At 35.2% G+C, this 18,990-nt stretch carries 14 protein-coding genes, 2 tRNA genes and 5 pseudogenes; 4 read left to right on the plus strand and 17 right to left on the minus strand.

Features of this window, described 5'->3' with window-relative positions; genetic code table 11:
• Positions 1–932: 932 nt before the first annotated feature.
• Genes IPP64_14610 through IPP64_14625 form a run of 4 tightly spaced genes read left to right on the plus strand, consistent with a single transcriptional unit; the run spans position 933 to position 3,681 of the window.
• Entirely contained in the window at positions 933–1,427 is a 495-nt protein-coding gene (locus tag IPP64_14610; protein ID MBL0330612.1) for a rhodanese-like domain-containing protein, read from the plus strand.
• Positions 1,428–1,431: 4 nt separating this feature from the next.
• Positions 1,432–1,878: a 6-carboxytetrahydropterin synthase gene (locus tag IPP64_14615; GenBank protein MBL0330613.1), complete on the plus strand. Its 447-nt coding sequence runs from the start codon at positions 1,432–1,434 to the stop codon at positions 1,876–1,878.
• Between the two features lies 1 nt (position 1,879).
• Positions 1,880–3,235 carry an oxygen-independent coproporphyrinogen III oxidase gene (hemN, locus tag IPP64_14620; protein ID MBL0330614.1) on the plus strand — a complete coding sequence of 452 codons (1,356 nt, stop codon included), beginning with the start codon at positions 1,880–1,882 and terminating at the stop codon, positions 3,233–3,235.
• Entirely contained in the window at positions 3,232–3,681 is a 450-nt protein-coding gene (locus IPP64_14625; protein MBL0330615.1) for a hypothetical protein, read from the plus strand. The genes hemN and IPP64_14625 overlap by 4 nt, the downstream gene beginning before the upstream one ends.
• A 17-nt stretch (positions 3,682–3,698) precedes the next feature.
• Here the strand turns inward: IPP64_14625 and IPP64_14630 are convergent.
• From IPP64_14630 to cadA, 17 genes and pseudogenes are all read right to left on the minus strand, one after another.
• Positions 3,699–4,784, minus strand: a pseudogene (locus tag IPP64_14630) (acyl-CoA desaturase).
• 37 nt (positions 4,785–4,821) lie between these two features.
• Positions 4,822–5,202, minus strand: coding sequence for a hypothetical protein (locus IPP64_14635; GenBank protein ID MBL0330616.1), 381 nt, complete (start codon positions 5,200–5,202; stop codon positions 4,822–4,824).
• Positions 5,203–5,312: 110 nt separating this feature from the next.
• Complete coding sequence (gene hppD / locus IPP64_14640; GenBank protein ID MBL0330617.1) at positions 5,313–6,464, minus strand: 4-hydroxyphenylpyruvate dioxygenase; 1,152 nt, start codon at positions 6,462–6,464, stop codon at positions 5,313–5,315.
• A 17-nt stretch (positions 6,465–6,481) separates the two neighbouring features.
• Complete coding sequence (locus IPP64_14645) at positions 6,482–7,654, minus strand: homogentisate 1,2-dioxygenase (protein MBL0330618.1); 1,173 nt, start codon at positions 7,652–7,654, stop codon at positions 6,482–6,484.
• A gap of 11 nt (positions 7,655–7,665) precedes the next feature.
• Positions 7,666–8,163, minus strand: a complete 498-nt coding sequence (gene paaJ, locus IPP64_14650) for a phenylacetate-CoA oxygenase subunit PaaJ (GenBank protein MBL0330619.1) — start codon at positions 8,161–8,163, stop codon at positions 7,666–7,668.
• On the minus strand, positions 8,157–8,915 hold the full coding sequence (gene paaC, locus IPP64_14655; GenBank protein MBL0330620.1) for a phenylacetate-CoA oxygenase subunit PaaC: 759 nt from the start codon (positions 8,913–8,915) through the stop codon (positions 8,157–8,159). The genes paaJ and paaC overlap by 7 nt, the downstream gene beginning before the upstream one ends.
• Positions 8,916–8,917: 2 nt before the next feature.
• Positions 8,918–9,208 carry a 1,2-phenylacetyl-CoA epoxidase subunit B gene (gene paaB / locus IPP64_14660; protein ID MBL0330621.1) on the minus strand — a complete coding sequence of 97 codons (291 nt, stop codon included), beginning with the start codon at positions 9,206–9,208 and terminating at the stop codon, positions 8,918–8,920.
• Between the two features lie 7 nt (positions 9,209–9,215).
• Positions 9,216–10,163 carry a 1,2-phenylacetyl-CoA epoxidase subunit A gene (gene paaA / locus IPP64_14665; GenBank protein ID MBL0330622.1) on the minus strand — a complete coding sequence of 316 codons (948 nt, stop codon included), beginning with the start codon at positions 10,161–10,163 and terminating at the stop codon, positions 9,216–9,218.
• A gap of 463 nt (positions 10,164–10,626) precedes the next feature.
• Positions 10,627–10,700: transfer RNA gene (locus tag IPP64_14670), tRNA-Arg, on the minus strand.
• Positions 10,701–10,844: 144 nt separating this feature from the next.
• Positions 10,845–10,918: transfer RNA gene (locus tag IPP64_14675), tRNA-Pro, on the minus strand.
• Positions 10,919–11,258: 340 nt separating this feature from the next.
• Complete coding sequence (locus IPP64_14680; GenBank protein MBL0330623.1) at positions 11,259–11,723, minus strand: PepSY-like domain-containing protein; 465 nt, start codon at positions 11,721–11,723, stop codon at positions 11,259–11,261.
• A 70-nt stretch (positions 11,724–11,793) separates the two neighbouring features.
• Positions 11,794–14,180 (minus strand): annotated as a pseudogene (locus IPP64_14685) (TonB-dependent receptor).
• 76 nt (positions 14,181–14,256) lie between these two features.
• A complete protein-coding gene (locus IPP64_14690; protein ID MBL0330624.1) occupies positions 14,257–14,760 on the minus strand; it encodes a HAMP domain-containing histidine kinase in 504 nt (167 codons plus the stop codon).
• Positions 14,723–15,517, minus strand: a complete 795-nt coding sequence (locus IPP64_14695; protein ID MBL0330625.1) for a HAMP domain-containing histidine kinase — start codon at positions 15,515–15,517, stop codon at positions 14,723–14,725. The genes IPP64_14690 and IPP64_14695 overlap by 38 nt, the downstream gene beginning before the upstream one ends.
• Positions 15,514–16,195 (minus strand): annotated as a pseudogene (locus IPP64_14700) (response regulator transcription factor). The gene IPP64_14695 and the pseudogene IPP64_14700 overlap by 4 nt, the downstream one beginning before the upstream one ends.
• 40 nt (positions 16,196–16,235) lie before the next feature.
• Positions 16,236–16,597: pseudogene (locus tag IPP64_14705) on the minus strand (DUF3703 domain-containing protein).
• Between the two features lie 135 nt (positions 16,598–16,732).
• Positions 16,733–18,670 (minus strand): annotated as a pseudogene (cadA, locus tag IPP64_14710) (cadmium-translocating P-type ATPase).
• Positions 18,671–18,990 lie beyond the last annotated feature (320 nt).

The following is an 18,990-nucleotide window of genomic DNA, read 5'->3' on the forward strand; positions in this document are numbered from 1 at the left end:
GCAAGGCACTTTAGATGCTTTTGTAAATGATCTTCAATCAGAATTAAACTTAAATCAAAACTATGTATATAGAACAAATTTATACCGGATGTTTAGGCACAAGCTTCTTACTATATAGAGTCGGAAGGTGCTGCTGCTATTGTTGACCCGATGCGTGATATATAGATGCGTATCTTGAACTTCCTAAGAAAAGAAATACACAGATAAAATATGTATTGAATACTCATTTCCTTACTGATTTTGTTTCCGGTCATTGGACTTAGTAGCTAAAACGGATGCAATTGGTATTTGGTCCTCATGCAATGCCAAAATACGGAGCATTTATTGCTGAAAGACAACGAATTCATAACATTAGGAGACATTAAAATTAAAATTTTACATACGCGGACATACAATTGAATCTACTTGCTTTTTAGTGATTGATAGAAACAATGAACCAACAGCTCTATTCAGTGGAGATACCTTGTTTATTGGTGATGTAGGTCGCCTGGATTTGATGAGCGGAAATTTAAGTAAAGAGATTCTTGGCTGAAAACTGTATGAATCCTTGAATACAAAATTAAAACCTTGCCCGATTCAGTAATTGTTTATCCGGGGACATGGTGCCGGTTCGGCTTATGGAAAAATTTAGGCAAGGAATCCAGCTCCACTATTGGTGAACAGAAAAATTCAATTATGCGCTGAAAGAAATGAGTATGAAGCATTTATAAAATTGTTACAGACGATCAGCCTCCTGTACCTGCATACTTTTCAAAGATGCTCAGATTAATATCAACGGACATACAAATTTGGAGACTGTTTATTCTAAAAAAGCTTAAAGAGACTTTACAGGAGGCTGCTGATTCTGAAATTTCCGAAAGGGGCGATGGTCATAGATACGCGGTGTCGTCAGCATTCGCTTCGGGATTTATTCCGGGGCTGTAAATGTTGATTTGGATGGACAGTTCGCAATTTGGGTAGGTACCTTAATTAATATTGATCAGCCATTATTAATTGTTGCAGATAAAGGAAAAGAAAAAGGAAGCGATTACACGATTACCAGAATAGGTTTTGAAAATGTTGTAGGATATTTAGATTGTGAAGTAGCTAAATGGAAAAGTTCATTGGACACAATTCAGGTTGTTGCTCCTTCAGAGTTGGATTTAGAACTTCTAAGTTTAACAAACACATTGCTGGATGTAAGAAGATCATCTGAAGTTGAAAAGGATAAAATAAAAGGAGCGTATCATATTTCATTGCACGAATTGAATACCAAACTGAACGAATTGGATAAAAACAAAAACGTTGTTGTTTATTGTGCAGGTGGATATCGTTCAATGATTGCAGCTTCTATTTTAAAACGAAATGGATTTAAAAATGTGATTAATGTTTCCGGTGGAATTAATCTTGTGAAAAATCTTCGCCCGGAGTTGGTTGAAACCTATTAGTTGTATGAATATTGTTCGAATTACGAAAGAGTTTAATTTTGAAATGGCGCATGCTTTGTTTGGCTATGATGGCCCATGCAAAAATGTGCACGGACATTCTTATAAGCTAGCAGTTACCGTTTTAGGAACTCCAATTTCAGATCGTAATCATCCGAAACATGGAATGGTAATGGATTTTACCGATTTAAAATCCATTGTCAAACCAATTGTGGATGAGTTGGATCATGCCACCATTTTAAATGCAACTACAGAACATAAAAAAATGGCAGAAGAAAATCTTCTTTTTAGTAAATTAGTTCTAGTAAAATATCAACCGACTTGTGAAAATATGTTGATAGATATAGCACATCGTATAAAAAGCCAGTTACATACGAATGTTGAATTGCACCATTTAAAATTGCAAGAAACACCAACATCTTTTGCGGAGTGGTTTGCTGAAGATAATAAATAAGATGAATCTGATTAAAAAATATAATGTTGCCGGTCCTCGTTACACGAGCTATCCAACAGTTCCTTATTGGGATACGGAAGTTCCAAGTTTAAAGCGTTGGGAAGAGTCGGTGAAATTCACTTTCGATCAAACGAATGCATCTGACGGGATTTCGTTGTATATCCATTTGCCTTTTTGTGAAAGTTTGTGCACCTATTGTGGTTGTAATACCCGCATAACCGTTAATCATAATGTTGAACCGGTTTATTTGCAAGCAGTGATTAAAGAATGGAAAATGTATTTGACCATCTTCAAAGAGGTACCTCGGATAAAAGAAATTCATCTCGGAGGAGGAACCCCAACCTTTTTCTCTCCTCAAAATTTAAAAAATTTAATTGATGGTATTCTTGAAGACACAACCGTTTGTGAGGATGCCGAATTTAGTTTTGAAGCACATCCGAACAATACTTCCTTTGAGCATTTAAAAGTGTTATACGACTTAGGATTTAAACGATTGAGTTTAGGTATTCAAGATTTTGACCCCAAAGTACAAGAAATTGTTAATCGTATTCAAAGTTTCGAAAGCGTAGAAAAAGTAGTGAATCAAGCGCGCAATATTGGTTATACGTCTATTAATTTTGATTTGATTTATGGGTTACCACTTCAGACCCGGAAAAGTGTGATTGATACAATTAATAAGGTGAATTTGTTAAAACCGGATCGCATTGCTTTTTATAGTTATGCGCATGTTCCGTGGATAAAACCCGGACAAAGAAAGTTTACAGAGTTTGATTTGCCTGTTGATGAAGAAAAGCGAGCACTTTACGAAATAGGAAAAGAGAAATTTGCTGAAAATGGGTATGTAGAAATCGGCATGGATCATTTTTCTTTAAAGAGTGATACACTTTATAAAGCTGCTGAAAATGAAAAACTCCATAGAAACTTTATGGGGTATACACATACATTTACTAAATTAATGATTGGACTTGGCGTTTCTTCTATTAGTGATACTTGGTATGCTTATGGACAAAACGAAAAGAAGGTGGAAGATTATTATGCTAAAGTAAATAGTGGCGTTCTTCCGGTTGTAAAAGGTCATTTTTTAACTGAAGAAGATTTAATTCTTCGGCAGCACATTTTGAATTTAATGTGTAAGTTTAAAACGGATTGGAAAAATGAAGCATCTCAAAGTGATTCAATTTATAGAGCAATTGATTTATTATCAGAAATGGAAAAGGATAAGCTGGTTGAAATAGGGGAGCAGGATCTGAAAATTCGCAGAAATGCACGGGCTTATATTCGGAATGTATGTATGGCATTTGACGCTCGACTACTTGATAATAAACCGCAATCTCAATTGTTTAGTAGTGTGGTATGATAAAAAATCGGGCAGTATACATTGTTATTTTATGTTTTATTTGGTCGGGTATGCTACTCGGCATTTCCTTTTTGGAGGCTCCTGTTAAATTTACAGCTCCAAGTCTTACCCTCCCTGTTGGGTTGGATGTTGGGAGACATGTTTTTCAAGCATTTAATAAAGTGGAAATTGTCTTTGGAACATTGTTGTTTGTTCTGGTCATTCGATCTCAATTATCATTGCTAAATAAGCTTCTTTTTGTCTTGATAGCATTGTTTTTAGTGCTCGAATGTGTTTGGTTGTTACCTGTGCTGGATGAACGTGCATTAGTCATTATCGCTGGAGGAGTTCCTGAGAATGAATCACCTCATAATTGGTATATTTTATTTGATGCATTAAAGCTTGTCGCTCTCTTCATACTTGGAGTGAATACTCTAAAGCAATTATTAAAACCAACTTCGAATTAAATCAAAATCATCTATACTCAGGCAGATTGGTTACCTAATTGAGATATAATTCGCATGTGCGATTTAAATGCTTTACCTATAGTATCGTTATAAATGTAGCGCAGTCCAAATTCCTTTGCAGTACTTTCAACAATAGAAGCAATTTTTGGGTAATGAATATGACAAATCCTAGGAAATAGATGGTGTTCAATTTGATAATTTAATCCTCCAACATAAAAAGTTATTAGTTTGTTGTTTCTTGCAAAATCAGCGGTAGTTTCAATTTGGTGTATCGCCCATTCATTTTGAATGTTCCCTTTTTCATCCGGGATAGGAAACGTAGCACCTTCAACTACATGAGCAAGTTGAAAGACGATACTTAAAATCAATCCTGCAACAACATGTAAGGTTAGAAAGCCAATTAAAACCTGATACCATGGAATGTGCAATAAGATGGTTGGTAAAATGAGGATATAGGTAAAGTAAACAGCTTTCCAGAAAATTAACCCCATCAATGTGATTGCTTTTTGAAACGCTGTGTCTTTGTGCAATCCGTCTTTGTTAAATTGAATATATTGTACAATGTCCTTTGCTGTTGTCCAATACAACGTCATGATTGCATAAAAGAAAAAAACATAGATGTATTGAAATCGTTGGATGGCCATTCGTTTTCCGGATGGTGAAAAACGCATAATCACTTTATTGTCAATGTCCTTGTCGTATTCATTGATGTTTGTATACGTATGATGAAGAACGTTGTGTTGAGTTTTCCAGTTTCGATTATTACCACCGCCTAATGTTAATGAAAAAGCAATTACTTTATTGAGTGTTTTGTTTGAAAAATAAGCATCGTGATTGGCATCATGCATGATGCCCATTCCAATACCAGCAAGACCAACTCCCATGATTGCAGTGCAATCCACATCCCCAAATATTAACCGCTTGCAAATAGATTATTGCAAGCGGTCCAAATAGAGAAATAACATCACAACTGTTTTGAAGAACATTTTACCATTGGCATGTTTTGAAATACCATTCGTGGTAAAATAGTTGTCTACTCTTTCTTTTAAAGTGTCATAAAACTGTGTTTTGTTTTTATTCGTAAATTTTATTTTTTGTTTCATTCTGATAAATTACAATTACACAGTTTTACTTGTATCATTACATATGCTTTGAAAGAAAGGTATTTAACTCTTTTCTCAATTCATTAAATAGTTTATCAAAGGATTGGATTTTATCTACTTCTTCGGCATGAACTGGAAATTTTCTGTGGTCGACAGCAACTTCGTTTTTGTTTACTTCCTTTTCTAAGGCTTGTTCATGCAATTTAATTTCATGAGAAATAATATCAATTTGTTCTTTTTGAATAATAAACTGATTTTGAAAATGCTCAACACTGGCTAAAACTTCTTTAGATGAATTTTTTTGAGCAATTTCAGCAATTCTGTTTTGCATGATTTTTAACTCATCATTGTAAAAATTCAGGTTGTTTAACCATTGTTTGTGCTCTTCGTGCAATTGATATAATCCTTTCGTTTCCATAATTTTTTGTTTTATTTGATTTAGAACAAAGTTCCCCATTTCTGATGCATATCATTATGACGAACATCATATTTTGGTATGATATCGCTTAGAATCAAGATGTATTCTAATTATAATGTGCCTCTGCGCTCTTGTTCTGCTTCAATCGACTCAAATAAAGCTTTAAAATTTCCTTTTCCAAACGATTTTGCTCCTTTACGTTGAATAATTTCAAAAAACAACGTAGGACGATCCTCAACGGGTTTTGTAAATATTTGTAGTAGGTAACCTTCTTCGTCTCTGTCAACCATAATTCCTAACCCTTTAAGAGTAACCATGTCTTCTTCAATAATTCCAACCCTGTCTTTTACTGTATCGTAGTAAGTGCCGGGAACATGTAGGAATTCAACTCCACGTTTGCGCATTTCTGAAATAGTAAATACGATATCGTCCGTTGCAACTGCAATGTGTTGGCATCCGGCTCCTTTGTAAAAATCCAAATACTCTTCAATCTGAGATTTTTTTAATCCGTGTGCAGGTTCATTGATCGGAAATTTAATTCTTCCATTTCCATTGGTCATTACTTTACTCATCAAAGCAGTATATTGCGTTGAAATGTCTTTGTCGTCAAATGTAATCAGGTTTGCAAACCCCATCACATCTTCATAAAATTTTGCAACATTATTCATCTCACCCAATTCCACATTTCCGACCATGTGATCGATGTATTTTAATCCGCAGGTTCCGGGATTGTATTCCGATTCCCATTTTACATACCCTGGCATAAATGCACCTTTGTAATTTTTTCTTTCAATAAACAAGTGAATCGTATCACCATAAGTATGAATACCGGATTTTACAATTTCTCCGGAAGCATCTGTGAAAACGGTAGGTTCCATGTATGGCTTTGCACCACGACTAACGGTTTCTTTGAATGCTTTACGCGCATCATCTACCCATAGTGCGATGAATTTTACACCATCACCATGTTTACGAATGTGGTGAGAAATATCACTTTCAGGATTAAATGGTGTGGTAAGCACTAAACGAATTTTATCTTGAACCAAAACATAGGATGTTTTTTCTTTGTCTCCAGTTTCCAATCCACTATACGCTAAAGATTGGAAACCAAAGGCAGTTTTGTAATAATGGGCAGCTTGCTTAGCATTGCCGACATAGAGTTCTACAAAATCGGTTCCGTTGATGGGTAAAAAATCTTTTGCTTTTTCAAATACTTTTTCTCCACTATAATCGTAGTTAGCTACGGCTGTTAAATCTTTCATGTTTTTAAATTTTTATGTTAAACAGTTTCTTTTTTTGTCATCCATGATTTATAGTAATCCTTCACTTCAATTTTTAAGGCTTCTTTGGTGATTTTAACCGGACTAAATGGATCAATCATCACAGCCAATTCTCCCGTTTCTTTTTTACCGATACTTCTCTCAATTGCACCAGGATGTGGGCCATGAGGAATACCTGCTGGGTGTAAGGTGATTTGCCCTTTCCCAATGTTGTTACGACTCATAAAATCACCATCAACATAATACAGCAATTCATCTGAATCAATGTTGCTATGATGGTAAGGTGCAGGAATGGCATCCGGATGGTAATCGTATAAACGGGGCACAAATGAACAAATAACAAATCCTCTGCCTTCAAAATTTTGGTGAATAGGAGGTGGCATATGAATGCGTCCAGTTATCGGTTCAAAATTAAAAATAGAAAATGCATATGGATAACTGTATCCATCCCATCCAACAACATCAAAAGGATGTGTTTGATAGATATACGGATAAATCAATCCACGTTTTTTTATGCGAACTGAAAATTCTCCCATTTCATCATGGGTTTCAAGGAATGAGGGTAATTTTAAATCGCGTTCACAAAATGGTGAATGTTCCAACATTTGTCCGAATTCATTCCGATAACGTTTTGGTGTTCTAACCGGACTATGGGATTCAATCACTAATAATTTATTTTCTGGTGTATCAAATTTCATTTGGTATACGGTTCCTCTCGGAATAACCAAATAATCACCATATTCAAAATCAACAACACCATACATCGAATGTAATGTTCCAGAACCTTTATGAACAAAAATCAATTCGTCTGAATCTGAATTTTTGTAAAAATATTCGGTCATAGATGCGGATGGAGCGGCAATTCCAATGGCCATATCATCGTTTACAAAAAGTATCTTTCTACTTTTGATGTAATCACTTTCTGGTGCAACATCAAAACTTTGAAAACTCATGGCTCTAAGATTATCTTCAATGGCAATCTCCGGTCGAACAGAATAAGGGATACCCATCTCTTTCACCATCGTAGGTGGATTTAAATGGTAAACTAATGAAGATGTGCCTGAAAACCCCTCGGTCCCAAATAATTCTTCATGAAATAAACTACCATCTTTTTGACGAAAAACAACATGTCGCTTTTTCGGAACATGTCCTATTGATTGATATACTGGCATAATTTATTTTTTTAGTGACATTTAAAATATTCGAATGGTTCTTTACATTTTTCGCATTTGTACAATGCTTTGCAAGCTGTTGAACCAAACATGCTGATTAATTCTGTTTGTGCTGAATTGCAGTGTGGACATTTTACGAATTCATTTTTTCCGAAGGCATGCAGTTTGTTGCAAGCAACTGAAACCGGAGGCGCAATTCCATATTTACGCATTTTTTCTTTCGCTTCACTGCTCATCCAATCGGTTGTCCATGCCGGTGCATAAACCAATTTTACTTTTACATCAGCAACTCCTTTTTCTTTTAAGGTCTGTTTGATATCCTCTTCAATCATTCCCATAGCTGGACAGCCAGTATAAGTAGGTGTAATAATCACTTCGCAACCTTCTTCAGATAAAATGACATCCCGCAACATTCCCATTTCTTGGATACTCACTACAGGAATTTCCGGGTCAGGAATTGTGGAAAGGATATCGAAAATATCTTCTTTTGTGTACACAGCTATTACCATTGTGCTGTTGGATATGCGCGTTGTAAATATTGCATTTCTGAAAGAATATGTCCAAGGTATTCGGTGTGAATGCCTTTTCTACTGCCGGTTTGCATATAGCCTGACTCAGGAAGCACCAATGTCGCCTCTTCAATCACTTCTTTTATGTGATTCAACCATTGAGGTTTCAAGCTATCTAAATCAACAGCAATACCTTCCTTAATGAGTAGTTTATCTACTTCATTCATCTCAAATAATTCCTCAGTAAACATCCAAACATCATTGATGGCGCGTTGCATTTTTGTATGACTTAATTCTGTTCCTTCTCCTAATCTGCAGGTCCAATCGCTAGAATGTGCCAAATGATAACGTACTTCTTTTACTGCTTTCGCAGAAATAGCGGCAATGGTTTCATCTTTGCTCTTCATTAATTCTGTATATAAAAAGAACTCAAATGCCGAAACAATTAACTGGCGAGCAATCGTTGAAGCAAAATCTTTATCAGGTAATTCCATAATCAGATTGTTATAGAATGATCGCTCCCCACGTTTGTATGCTAAGTCGTCTGCTGTTTTGTTTTTTCCTTCAATCTGCGCTGCATATCCTAAAAATGCTTGAGCTCTCCCAATATGATCCAATGCCATATTTGTAAGTGCCAAGTCTTCTTCCAAGATGGGACCTTTGCTGCAAAGTTCAGCCAAGCGATGCCCAAGTACCAATGAGTTGTCGCCTAGTCGCAAGGCATAATTGTAAAGTGCTTCTTGTTTTTTCATGATTAAATATTTTTAGCGCCTTCCGGCATTTCATAAAAAGTTGGATGTCTGTATACTTTGTCATTTGATGGTTCAAATAACATGTCTTCATCATTCGGATTGGATGCAATGATGCAATTGGAAGGCACTACCCAAATGCTGGTTCCTTCTCCTCTGCGTGTATAGATGTCACGCGCATTTTGGATGGCCATTTTTTTGTCGGATGCATGGATGCTTCCAGCATGTGCATATCGGTTGCCGGATTTGGGTTGAATAAATACTTCCCAAAGATCAAGTTGTGTATCTGTTGCCATGGTTTTTTTAGATTGATGCTGTTGTTAAATTTTCAATGTTTTGTTTTCTCTTTTTGTACGCTTCGGCTGCTTCTCTCACCCAGGCACCTTCTTCATGGTATTTGATATGATGCTCCATTCGTTGTTTGTTGCAAGGTCCATTGCCATTAATCACCTGATGAAATTCATTCCAATCAATTTCACCATGATCGTAGATGTTTTTCTTCTCATTCCATTTTAGTTCTTTATCAGGAATGGTTAATCCGATTACTTCTGCTTGTTGTACTGTTTTATCAATAAATTTTTGGCGTAGCTCATCATTGCCTTCTCGTTTGATTTTCCATTTGAAAGCATCTGATGAATGAGGCGAATCACTGTCGTGTGGCCCAAACATCATTAATGCAGGCCACCACCAACGGTTCATTGCATCTTGCGCCATTTCTTGTTGTTCTTTTGTTCCTTTCATCATCTTGGCCATGATTTCGTAGCCTTGCCGTTGATGAAAACTTTCTTCTTTGCAAATCCGAACCATAGCCCTGCTATATGGACCATAAGAAGTACGTTGTAAAGAAATTTGATTTACGATGGCAGCACCGTCTACTAACCATCCAATCGCACCGATATCCGCCCATGTTAATGCGGGGTAATTAAAAATGTTGGAATATTTTGCTTTGCCCGAATGCAATTGATTAATCATTTCGGAGCGTGTGATGCCTAAGGTTTCAGCTGCACTATATAAGTACAATCCATGGCCGCCTTCATCTTGGATTTTAGCTAATAAAATTTGTTTGGCGCGTAAGCTAGGTGCTCTGCTAATCCAATTTCCCTCTGGTTGCATGCCAATAACTTCGGAATGTGCATGCTGCGACATTTGACGAATTAGATGATTTCTATAGGCATCCGGCATGTCGTCTTTGGGTTCAACAAATTCGCCTTCATCTATTCGTGATTGAAACTTTGTGTTGTTTGTTTCCATAATTGTTCAATTTTATTGTTGAAACAAATGTATTTGTCGAAACAAAAAAAAGAACTGATGAAAATCAGACTTGACGAAAGTCATATAAAATGTATAAAGAGGAGGAAGGACAAAATTTTTATTTGTGTTGTCCGGTTTACTTTTAATAAGTAGAGATGTATGGATATTTTTTATCGACTACCAAATAATAAACGATAGAAAGAAGTGATAAAAATCAGCTGTTTTGATAAAAACAGAGAAGGCTCAAAAAAAGCATGGATAAAAAAAAGCCACAAATTGTGGCTTCCAAGTGACCCCATTTGGTCCCGATAGCTATCGGGACGAACCAATAGCACAGCCAATATTCAAAGTGTTAGTACAGTATAATTGTGTATCGCTTTTGGAATAAAAAAGGAAGATAAATTTCGTGGAAATAAAATTGAAATTTTTTAAACAAAAAAAGCCACAAATTGTGGCTTCGAAGTGACCCCATTTGGATTCGAACCAAAGGCCTACGGTTTAGAAAACCGTTGCTCTATCCAGCTGAGCTATGGGGTCAATATTTTCAAATACGGTTTGGAAAACCGTTGTACTATCCATCCGCCTGGGCGGATATGGGGTCAATTTTTGATGAAAAAAAAAGGTTAATGATAAATATGTTATAAGTAAGATATAACAAATAACCATTAACCATTTATTTTGTCGGGGCGGCAAGACTCGAACTTGCGACCTCCTGGTCCCAAACCAGGCGCGATAACCAACTACGCTACGCCCCGAACTATTATTAAAGAACTGTAAAGCGGATGCAAATGTACTATTATTTTTTATCTGACAAACAAAAAAATAGCTTTTTGTTTGTCTATCGCTTTTGGCGGGCTCAAATTTACCCTCTTCGAACCAAATAACCAACGATAACCCTCAAGAACTTAAAGAAGCTGAGATTCAGCGATTTTTAGCCGATTACGGGCGATAAGCCACTTCTGCAAGGTGTTTAAGGTTGGTCAGGAATAAGAGGCTGTTATCGTATTTTACGGTAATTTTACCCAAATTTGTTAAAATCTTGTTTTATTCACAAAATAGTGAAGCTTCCTGCAAAGGAAGCCTCACCATGAAAAATTAATCCTTTCCTTCTTCTTCTTTCGTTGCTTCGGTCTTTTTGATAAAGTTTCCGTTTGCATCAAATAAAGCGTCAAAGTGCATTTTATCTTTTTCCATTTCGGCTTCATACATTACCTTACCTGCCGCATCTGTAATTTTTGCAGCTTCAGATAACTTATAGCCTGCATAATTCTTTGTGCAATAATCAGTAACAGCTTTTGGTAAAGCAGATGTTTTAATCTCCTGTTCTAATTCTTTAAACGTTCCACTTGCATCAAATACAGCAGAGGATTCAACTTTATTTAAATGAAATTCAGCTTCGTAATCAGCGCCTTCCTTTTCCCATTCATCTACCTTCGATCCGGGATATTTTTTAGCAAAGCCATCTTTAACATTAGCAGGAACTTCTGCTTCTTTTAATTGTTGTGCATTTGCGTAGCTAAGCCCGAAGCATAATACGATTGTTGCGATTGTTGTTTTCATTTTTTTATCTGGTTTTAAATTTATAATTCAAAGTAACAACACAATTCTAAAGCAAATCTTTAGGCACAAATTATAACTTATAACTGTATCCAATTCTCACAACTTGTGTTTCATAATAATCGGTACTAACATACCTAAACCCGTTGCCTTGAATAGATTTCTTAATCTGCATCGTATTTAAAAGGTCGGTAGCGTTTATAAATAATTCGCCTTTACCTTTTTGAATTTGTTTTTTCATTCCTATATCCAAAGAAAACCTTGATCCTATAGTTCCTTGCGGAATTAAATCAGAAGCAAGGTAAATTGCTGTTAATTGGAAATCTGTATTTTTCTTTAAATGGAAAGTGGCATTAAGTTTTGAGTTCCAAGATATTAGTGACTGCCTATCAGAAGTATAAGTGTTTGCATAAGGATATTTATTGTAAGCTGTAAAAGCCTCAATGGTGCTTTGATAACCATTAAAATTCATATTAAGAGAAAGCCATTTTTTTACATCTTGGGAGACAATTAATTCTAATCCTGTATTATAACTCCTTCCTGCATTTTGCATAATAGAATAAATCAAAGTGCTACCGGGAACAATACTTGCAATACGGGTGATTGTACCATCTGCTATTTTGTGGTATGCTGCCGAATAGAAATATCCGTTTTTCCAGTTACCCTTATAACCTAATTCAAAGAGATTTGTGAACTGCGGACTTAATGAAGGGTTACCAACCTTTATAATTTCTGCGTCATCGTATTTAGGGAAGATTCTAATATCCACTTCGTTTGGTCTGTCAACTCTTCTATTGTAAAATAAAGAAATCTTGTTGTAGTCGTTAAACTTATATGCAAACCTTACGTTTGGAAAGGGCTGCGTATAATTGTAACCATTACTTTTATAGGTAGGATGGTTTGGATTTACTTGGTAATTCACATTAACATACTCAACTCTTAAACCTGCCTCTAATTCATATTTTTTATTTTCAAGAACGTAGTTCCCATACAATGCAGGTATCGTTTCTTTATAAGTTGCCCAACCTCCTGCTGCCGAATCAATAGGAGAATTAAGTCCCGGAAAGAACAACATGTTTGTTGGAATATTTCTATACCTAAATTTACCTCCCATTTCAATTCTACCATGTTTTAAGGGTTTAATGTAGTCGAGATTAAAATCTGCTACATGCTCATCAGAAATTAACTTAAAGGCATCATAACCTGTAAAGGTCGGCATCACATTCGTGAAGTAATACTTTTCATCTTCCCTGTGAAATGTATAATTCAATCCAATGTTTAAAGTATGTCCAGCCTGTTTGAATTTATGTAAGTATGAAGAAGATGCTGTAGCAGTTGATTTTAGTTCATCTTCTAAAAATTGCCACAGACGTTTTCTATCTGATAAATCAGAGTTAAAGAATGGTTCGTCTCCGTGATCCAAAATTCGTTCTGAACTAAATAAACCTGATAGGCTGAATTGGTTGTATTCATTGGGATTATAATCAAATCCCAATCTTCCTGTTGCAACTGTAGTGTTTCTATTTCTTTTCGTTTGCTGACGAATAATTTCTCCGCTATCATAGTAACGATCTACAAATTCATTTTTATTTAATGTGTTGGTAAGCAAGTAATCGCCCTGAAGGAATAAATTAATTTTCTTTTTTTTGTAGTTAAGTGATAGCGTTGGATTAAACTTAGGTGTGTTTTGATATTGCGGTCGAATAGTTGGTAGGTTTTCCTGCTTTATCCATAAAGCACCCAAGCCAGCTGCCAATCCTACCTTACCATTAAATCCCTCTTGTTTATTTTTTTTGTAAACGATATTAATTACACCTGCGTTACCATTAGCATCATATTTAGCTGAAGGATTATTTATGATTTCAATTTTTTCAATAGCGGAGGCAGGAATATTATCAAGGCTTGTTTGGTTTCCAAAACCTGTTAATGCAGTTTGCTTTCCATCAATTAATACAATCACTTTATCGCTGCCTCTTATCTGAACCTTTCCTTCTTGTACAGTTACTCCGGGCAAATTTTGTACGGCTTGCAAAACCGAACCACCACTTTGAGAAATGTTATTCTCAAGTGTATAGGATTTTTTATCCATTTTACCTGAAACTTCGTCTTGCTTTGCGGTTACTTCAACTTCATTTAAAACTTTTGAATCTTCAGATAATTCAATTGTACCTGCATCTAAAAACGAACTCAAACTGCCAATAAAGAAAGGTTGTCTTGAGGTCGCATAACCAATAAACGAAACTTCGATATAATATTTATCCTGCTTTAAACCATTTAATGTAAAACGCCCTTCTTCATTGGTGATAGTTCCCACAACTAAGGAACTGTCTTTCTCCGTTTTAATTAATACACTCACATAAGGCAAAGGACTTCCTGTATTTTTTCTTTAATTAGACCCGAAACAGAAATGTTTTGTGTTTGTGAATACACATTTATACTAGCAACAGAAGGACCAAGCACTCAATTGTTCTTTTTAAAATGGAGGGATTTTTAACTTTCATATCACAAACCTACTGTACAATTCTAAAGTAAATCTTTAGTTGAAATTTACTTGAAAATGATGCAATGATGATGAATAATCGTAATTGATTTTAAATCCGTAGGTTTTAGCAATTCCATTAACAATCGATAAACCAAGACCGAGAGAGTCCTTGGAGGCATCATTCTTTTTAAAACGAATAAATAAATGATCCTTGGGAATAGTCAATGGTTTACCGCTGTTAGAAATGGTCAATTGATTTTGCTTTAATTCAATAATTATTTTTCCTTTTTCATCATTGTGTCTGATTGCATTTTGAATAAGGTTTGTAAGAAGAATTTCAGCCAAAGTTGGATTCATCTTTACTATAACATCTTCTGATAAATTCAATTTCAAACCAATGTTTTTTGACTGAAACAGATCTATGTAATTATCTGCTATTTTAGAAATAAACTGCTTAATGCTTATTGATTCGCTCTCCTTAAACTGATTGTTTTCTATTTTAGATAATAAAATAAGAGCCTTATTTAACGATGCCAATTTTTTTAATGGTGTTTTCAATTATTTGAAGGCGATTCATTTCATCTTCTTTCAAATTTTCTGATTGCATTAATAAGCTCAGATTGGCTTTAATAACAGCTAATGGTGTTTGCATTTCGTGAGATGCATTTTCAGTAAATTCCTTTTGCTCTTGATAATCTGAATAAATTTTATCCATCATTTTATTTAAAGCAATATTCAACTGATTAAACTCAAGTGTATTTACTTCATTAAAATGGTGTTGTTCATGGTTCTGAATTTCGTATTTATTTAACTTAGAGAGGGTACTATAAAATGGTTTCCATAGTGTTTTTGATAACAACCAATTAACTATTACAAAGGACACTATCAAAAAACCTACAATTAAAGCAAATGTTGCAAGTATTCCCTCCAAAAGTTCCTCTTCTTCCATTGTGGTTTTAATCAAGGTAATTTGATATGTGTTTTGCTCAAACGTATAATAACTTCGCAACATTCTGGCTCCAACATTTTCCTTTTCAACACTATTATAAATTGAGGTGTCAATGAATCCTGTCTTTAATTTGCAATCTGTACATGGGATTATGTTCTCAAGGCTATCAGAACTCAAATAGATGCTTTTAGGTTCTTTCAACGATTGAATAAGTCTTTCAGCATTAACTTTTTCATTCATCAATGTTTCATCAGTTCCATCTTTCAATTCACTATTAATAAGAAAATAAGAAAGCAGCCCTGCAATAATCAGCAAAGGCAAACTAACTAAGAGATAATAAATGAGTGTTTTACTTATTAATTTCATCCGTTTACTTTAAAATTATAACCTATACCATATATCGTCTGCACATAATCCGTGCATCCTTTATCCATCAATTTTTTTCTGAGATTTCTTAAATGAACATAAATAAAATCATGGCTATCCATTTGGTCTGAGTCATCGCCCCATAAATGTTCCGCAATAGTGTTTTTTGAAACAACTCTATTTTTATTCGATATGAAAAACAATAAGAGGTCGTATTCTTTCGCTGTTAATGAAACGAGTTCATTATTTACAGTAACTTGTCTTTGATCCGGGAGGATAGTGATTTCGTTTACAACAATAGATTTGTTACCATCAAAATTCCTTCTCCGGATAAGTGCTTTAATACGTGAATTTAATTCCGCTAAATCAAATGGTTTTGCTAAATAATCATCCGCACCCAAATCAAGTCCTTGAATTTTGTCGCCTGAAGAATTTTTTTGCAGAAATGATTATAATTCCCGCTTTAGAGCCACTTTCTTTCAGCTGCTTCACAATGTCTAGTCCGCTTCCTTTTGGTAGCGTTATATCCACCAAAACACAATCGTAATCGTAAACCCCAGCTTTCTCAGATGCCTTTACAAAATCAGATGCTGACTCAACTACATACCCTTCCTGATGCAAGTACTGCTTAATTGATTTCCGAAGTTCAGGTTCATCTTCTATGAGCAGAATTTTCATAATTCAAATATCCGATTAAATTCTTAAGCAAATCTTAATTCTAATACCCTGCGAGAATCTCCTTTAAATCCGCAGGTATTTCCATAGGTTTTAGAGGTGGTACATTTGCTCCACCCGAATTTCCTAATGGAATCTCGCCAACAAAAGACTTTATACCGCCTACAAGTAACCGGGGAATTTGTCCGATGATTTCTTTAGTATTTTTTATTCGGAATGCGAATAACAACATGTGCCAATGCGTTTGAGTATGTTCATACGGCCATGCTTGCCCAAGAATGTGCGCTCGTTCAAGATGTCGCCATGCGGTTTGTAAATCTCCTTTTGAAAATGTTTCTTTTGATTTTAATAATTCTTCATCTACATGCTTTTTAAACCATGTGGAATTTTATAATGCAATTTCATTTCTTTATTTTTCAATTTCAATTTGTGTTTTCATTATCACTAATGCGGTTAAAGATAGTTTCTCCAATTCCTCTTGTTTTGAAAGAGGATTATTGGTAAGAATGAATTTAATTATCTCGTCCCTTGAAATTTGCATTAATGAAATTTAATATTTTGTATTCTAACTGCATTCAAAATTGCGACCAATGCAACTCCTACATCGGCAAATACTGCTTCCCAAAGGGTGGCTACTCCGCCTGCACCTAATGCGAGCACAATAATTTTAACCACCATTGCCATTGTGATATTCTGCCAAACAATTTTCTTGTTACGTTTCCGATTTTAATAGCCGTTACAATTTTAGAAGGCATATCATTTTGGATCACAACGTCAGCGGTTTCAATCGTTGCATCGCTACCCTAATCCTCCCATTGCAATACCTGCATCCGCCAAGGCAATTACAGGTGCATCATTTACACCATCACCTACAAAAGCAATTGTTCGGTTTTCGTTTTTAAGGCTTGTACTTTGTTTACTTTATCTTCCGGTAATAAGTTGCCAAATGCGTTTACAATATTCAATTCTTTAGCAACTTTATCTACAACGCTTTGTTTATCACCTGATAGCATTACTACTTTTAAATTAAGATTGTGCATGTCAGCAATGGCTTGTGGAGCATCTTCTTTTATTTCATCAGCAACTGTAATATAACCTGCATACTTATTGTTTATAGCAATAACAACTATGCTCTCAACAATACTTTCTATTTCGGTATCGTAAGCTATATTAAATTTCCGGAGCAATTTCGCATTTCCTGCCAATATCTGCTTGCCATTAACAACTCCTTTTAATCCATGTCCTGCAATCTCTTCAACTGTTTCAACTATTGCCTTGCTGTTTTGCACGTGTTGTGTTATTGCGATAGCAATGGGGTGTGTTGATTTACTTTCAATACCTGCTGCCAAAGTCAATAACTCATTTTGTTCAACTCCAATTGCAACTATTTTTTGAACTTTAAAAACACCTTTGGTTAGTGTTCCTGTTTTGTCCATAACTACAGTATCAATCTTTGTCATTACATCTAAGTAGTTTGATCCTTTAAATAAAATTCCATTTCGGGATGCTAAACCAATTCCTCCAAAATATCCCAAAGGAATAGAAATTACCAAAGCGCAAGGACAAGATATAACAAGGAATACTAATGCTCTATAAAGCCAATCGTTAAATACATAATCACTTACAAAGAGTGCAGGGAGCAAGCAAATACCTATTGCCAAGAAGACAACAATTGGTGTATAGATTTTTGCAAATTTGGAAATGAATAATTGTGTAGGTGCTTTTCGTGCAGTTGCTTCTTGAACTAATTCCAATATTCTTGAGAGTTTACTGTCTTTAAAAAGTGCTGTTACTTTTATTTCAGAAACGGTATTTAAATTAATCATTCCAGCCAATACATGTTCACCTTTTCGTTTTGTATCAGGCTTACTTTCTCCGGTTAAAGCAGCTGTATTAAATGCGGATGACTCAGAGGTGAGTTCTCCATCTAATGCTACCTTTTCTCCCGGTTTCACTTGGATTATTTCTCCAATTATTACTTCACTTGGCGATACTGTAATTGTTGATCCGTTTCTTAGTACAGTTACCGTATCAGGTCGAACATCTAACAAAGCTTTAATACTTCGTTTTGCACGTTTAACAGCTGCCGACTGAAATAACTCTCCAACCGCATAAAATAACATTACAGCAACGCCTTCTGAGTATTCTCCAATAAAGAATGCGCCAATGGTTGCAATGCTCATTAAAAGAACTCCGAAAAAAACGAACCTTTGCGATAGAGGTTTACTGCATCTTTAATACAGGAATTCCGACAGGAAGATAAGCAACGATATACCAAATGAGGCGAACGTAATTTTTGAAAAAATCCGGCTTGATAAAATTATCGAGAATAATTCCTGACATTAAAACAACAAAACTAATTATTGCAGGTAAGTATTCTTTCCACGCAGATTCTTCCTCGTGGTCGTGATTATGCCCTTCATGAGAATGCTTCTTCAGCCTTTGCGTAAATTTTATCCTCAACGTACAACAGGTCATTTTGCCTCGCTCATCGTAGGTGTGTTTTATGGTTTGGATCTGTATTAATCATTTCTATTTTATTTTAATTTGGTGGGCAAGAGACCTTGGCTATGAAAAAAGTTTAATCAAACTTAAAAGGAACCAAGCCTCCGCCCATTATGTTTTAATGCCCATGACCGCCTTCTTCCTCGCTGTTCTTTATTTTAGCGAGTATGTCGTATGCTCCGTTTATTACAATCAACGATTCATTATTTAAACCTTCTTTTGTTACTATTTCAGTGTATCCTAATTCACTGATTCTTTTGTCATTTCTAGTATTTTAAAGTGATTTGGCTTCC

This window comes from Bacteroidota bacterium, from assembly GCA_016722565.1.
Taxonomy (GTDB): domain Bacteria; phylum Bacteroidota; class Bacteroidia; order 2-12-FULL-35-15; family 2-12-FULL-35-15; genus 2-12-FULL-35-15.

Excerpts from the sequence above, each read along its gene's own strand:
- IPP64_14615 (MBL0330613.1), top strand. The coding sequence starts at position 1,432 with ATGAATATTGTTCGAATTACGAAAGAGTTTAATTTTGAAATGGCGCAT.
- hemN (MBL0330614.1), top strand. The coding sequence starts at position 1,880 with ATGAATCTGATTAAAAAATATAATGTTGCCGGTCCTCGTTACACGAGC.
- IPP64_14625 (MBL0330615.1), top strand. The coding sequence starts at position 3,232 with ATGATAAAAAATCGGGCAGTATACATTGTTATTTTATGTTTTATTTGG.
- IPP64_14635 (MBL0330616.1), bottom strand. The coding sequence starts at position 5,202 with ATGGAAACGAAAGGATTATATCAATTGCACGAAGAGCACAAACAATGG.
- hppD (MBL0330617.1), bottom strand. The coding sequence starts at position 6,464 with ATGAAAGATTTAACAGCCGTAGCTAACTACGATTATAGTGGAGAAAAA.
- IPP64_14645 (MBL0330618.1), bottom strand. The coding sequence starts at position 7,654 with ATGCCAGTATATCAATCAATAGGACATGTTCCGAAAAAGCGACATGTT.
- paaJ (MBL0330619.1), bottom strand. The coding sequence starts at position 8,163 with ATGGTAATAGCTGTGTACACAAAAGAAGATATTTTCGATATCCTTTCC.
- paaC (MBL0330620.1), bottom strand. The coding sequence starts at position 8,915 with ATGAAAAAACAAGAAGCACTTTACAATTATGCCTTGCGACTAGGCGAC.
- paaB (MBL0330621.1), bottom strand. The coding sequence starts at position 9,208 with ATGGCAACAGATACACAACTTGATCTTTGGGAAGTATTTATTCAACCC.
- paaA (MBL0330622.1), bottom strand. The coding sequence starts at position 10,163 with ATGGAAACAAACAACACAAAGTTTCAATCACGAATAGATGAAGGCGAA.
- IPP64_14680 (MBL0330623.1), bottom strand. The coding sequence starts at position 11,723 with ATGAAAACAACAATCGCAACAATCGTATTATGCTTCGGGCTTAGCTAC.
- IPP64_14695 (MBL0330625.1), bottom strand. The coding sequence starts at position 15,517 with ATGAAATTAATAAGTAAAACACTCATTTATTATCTCTTAGTTAGTTTG.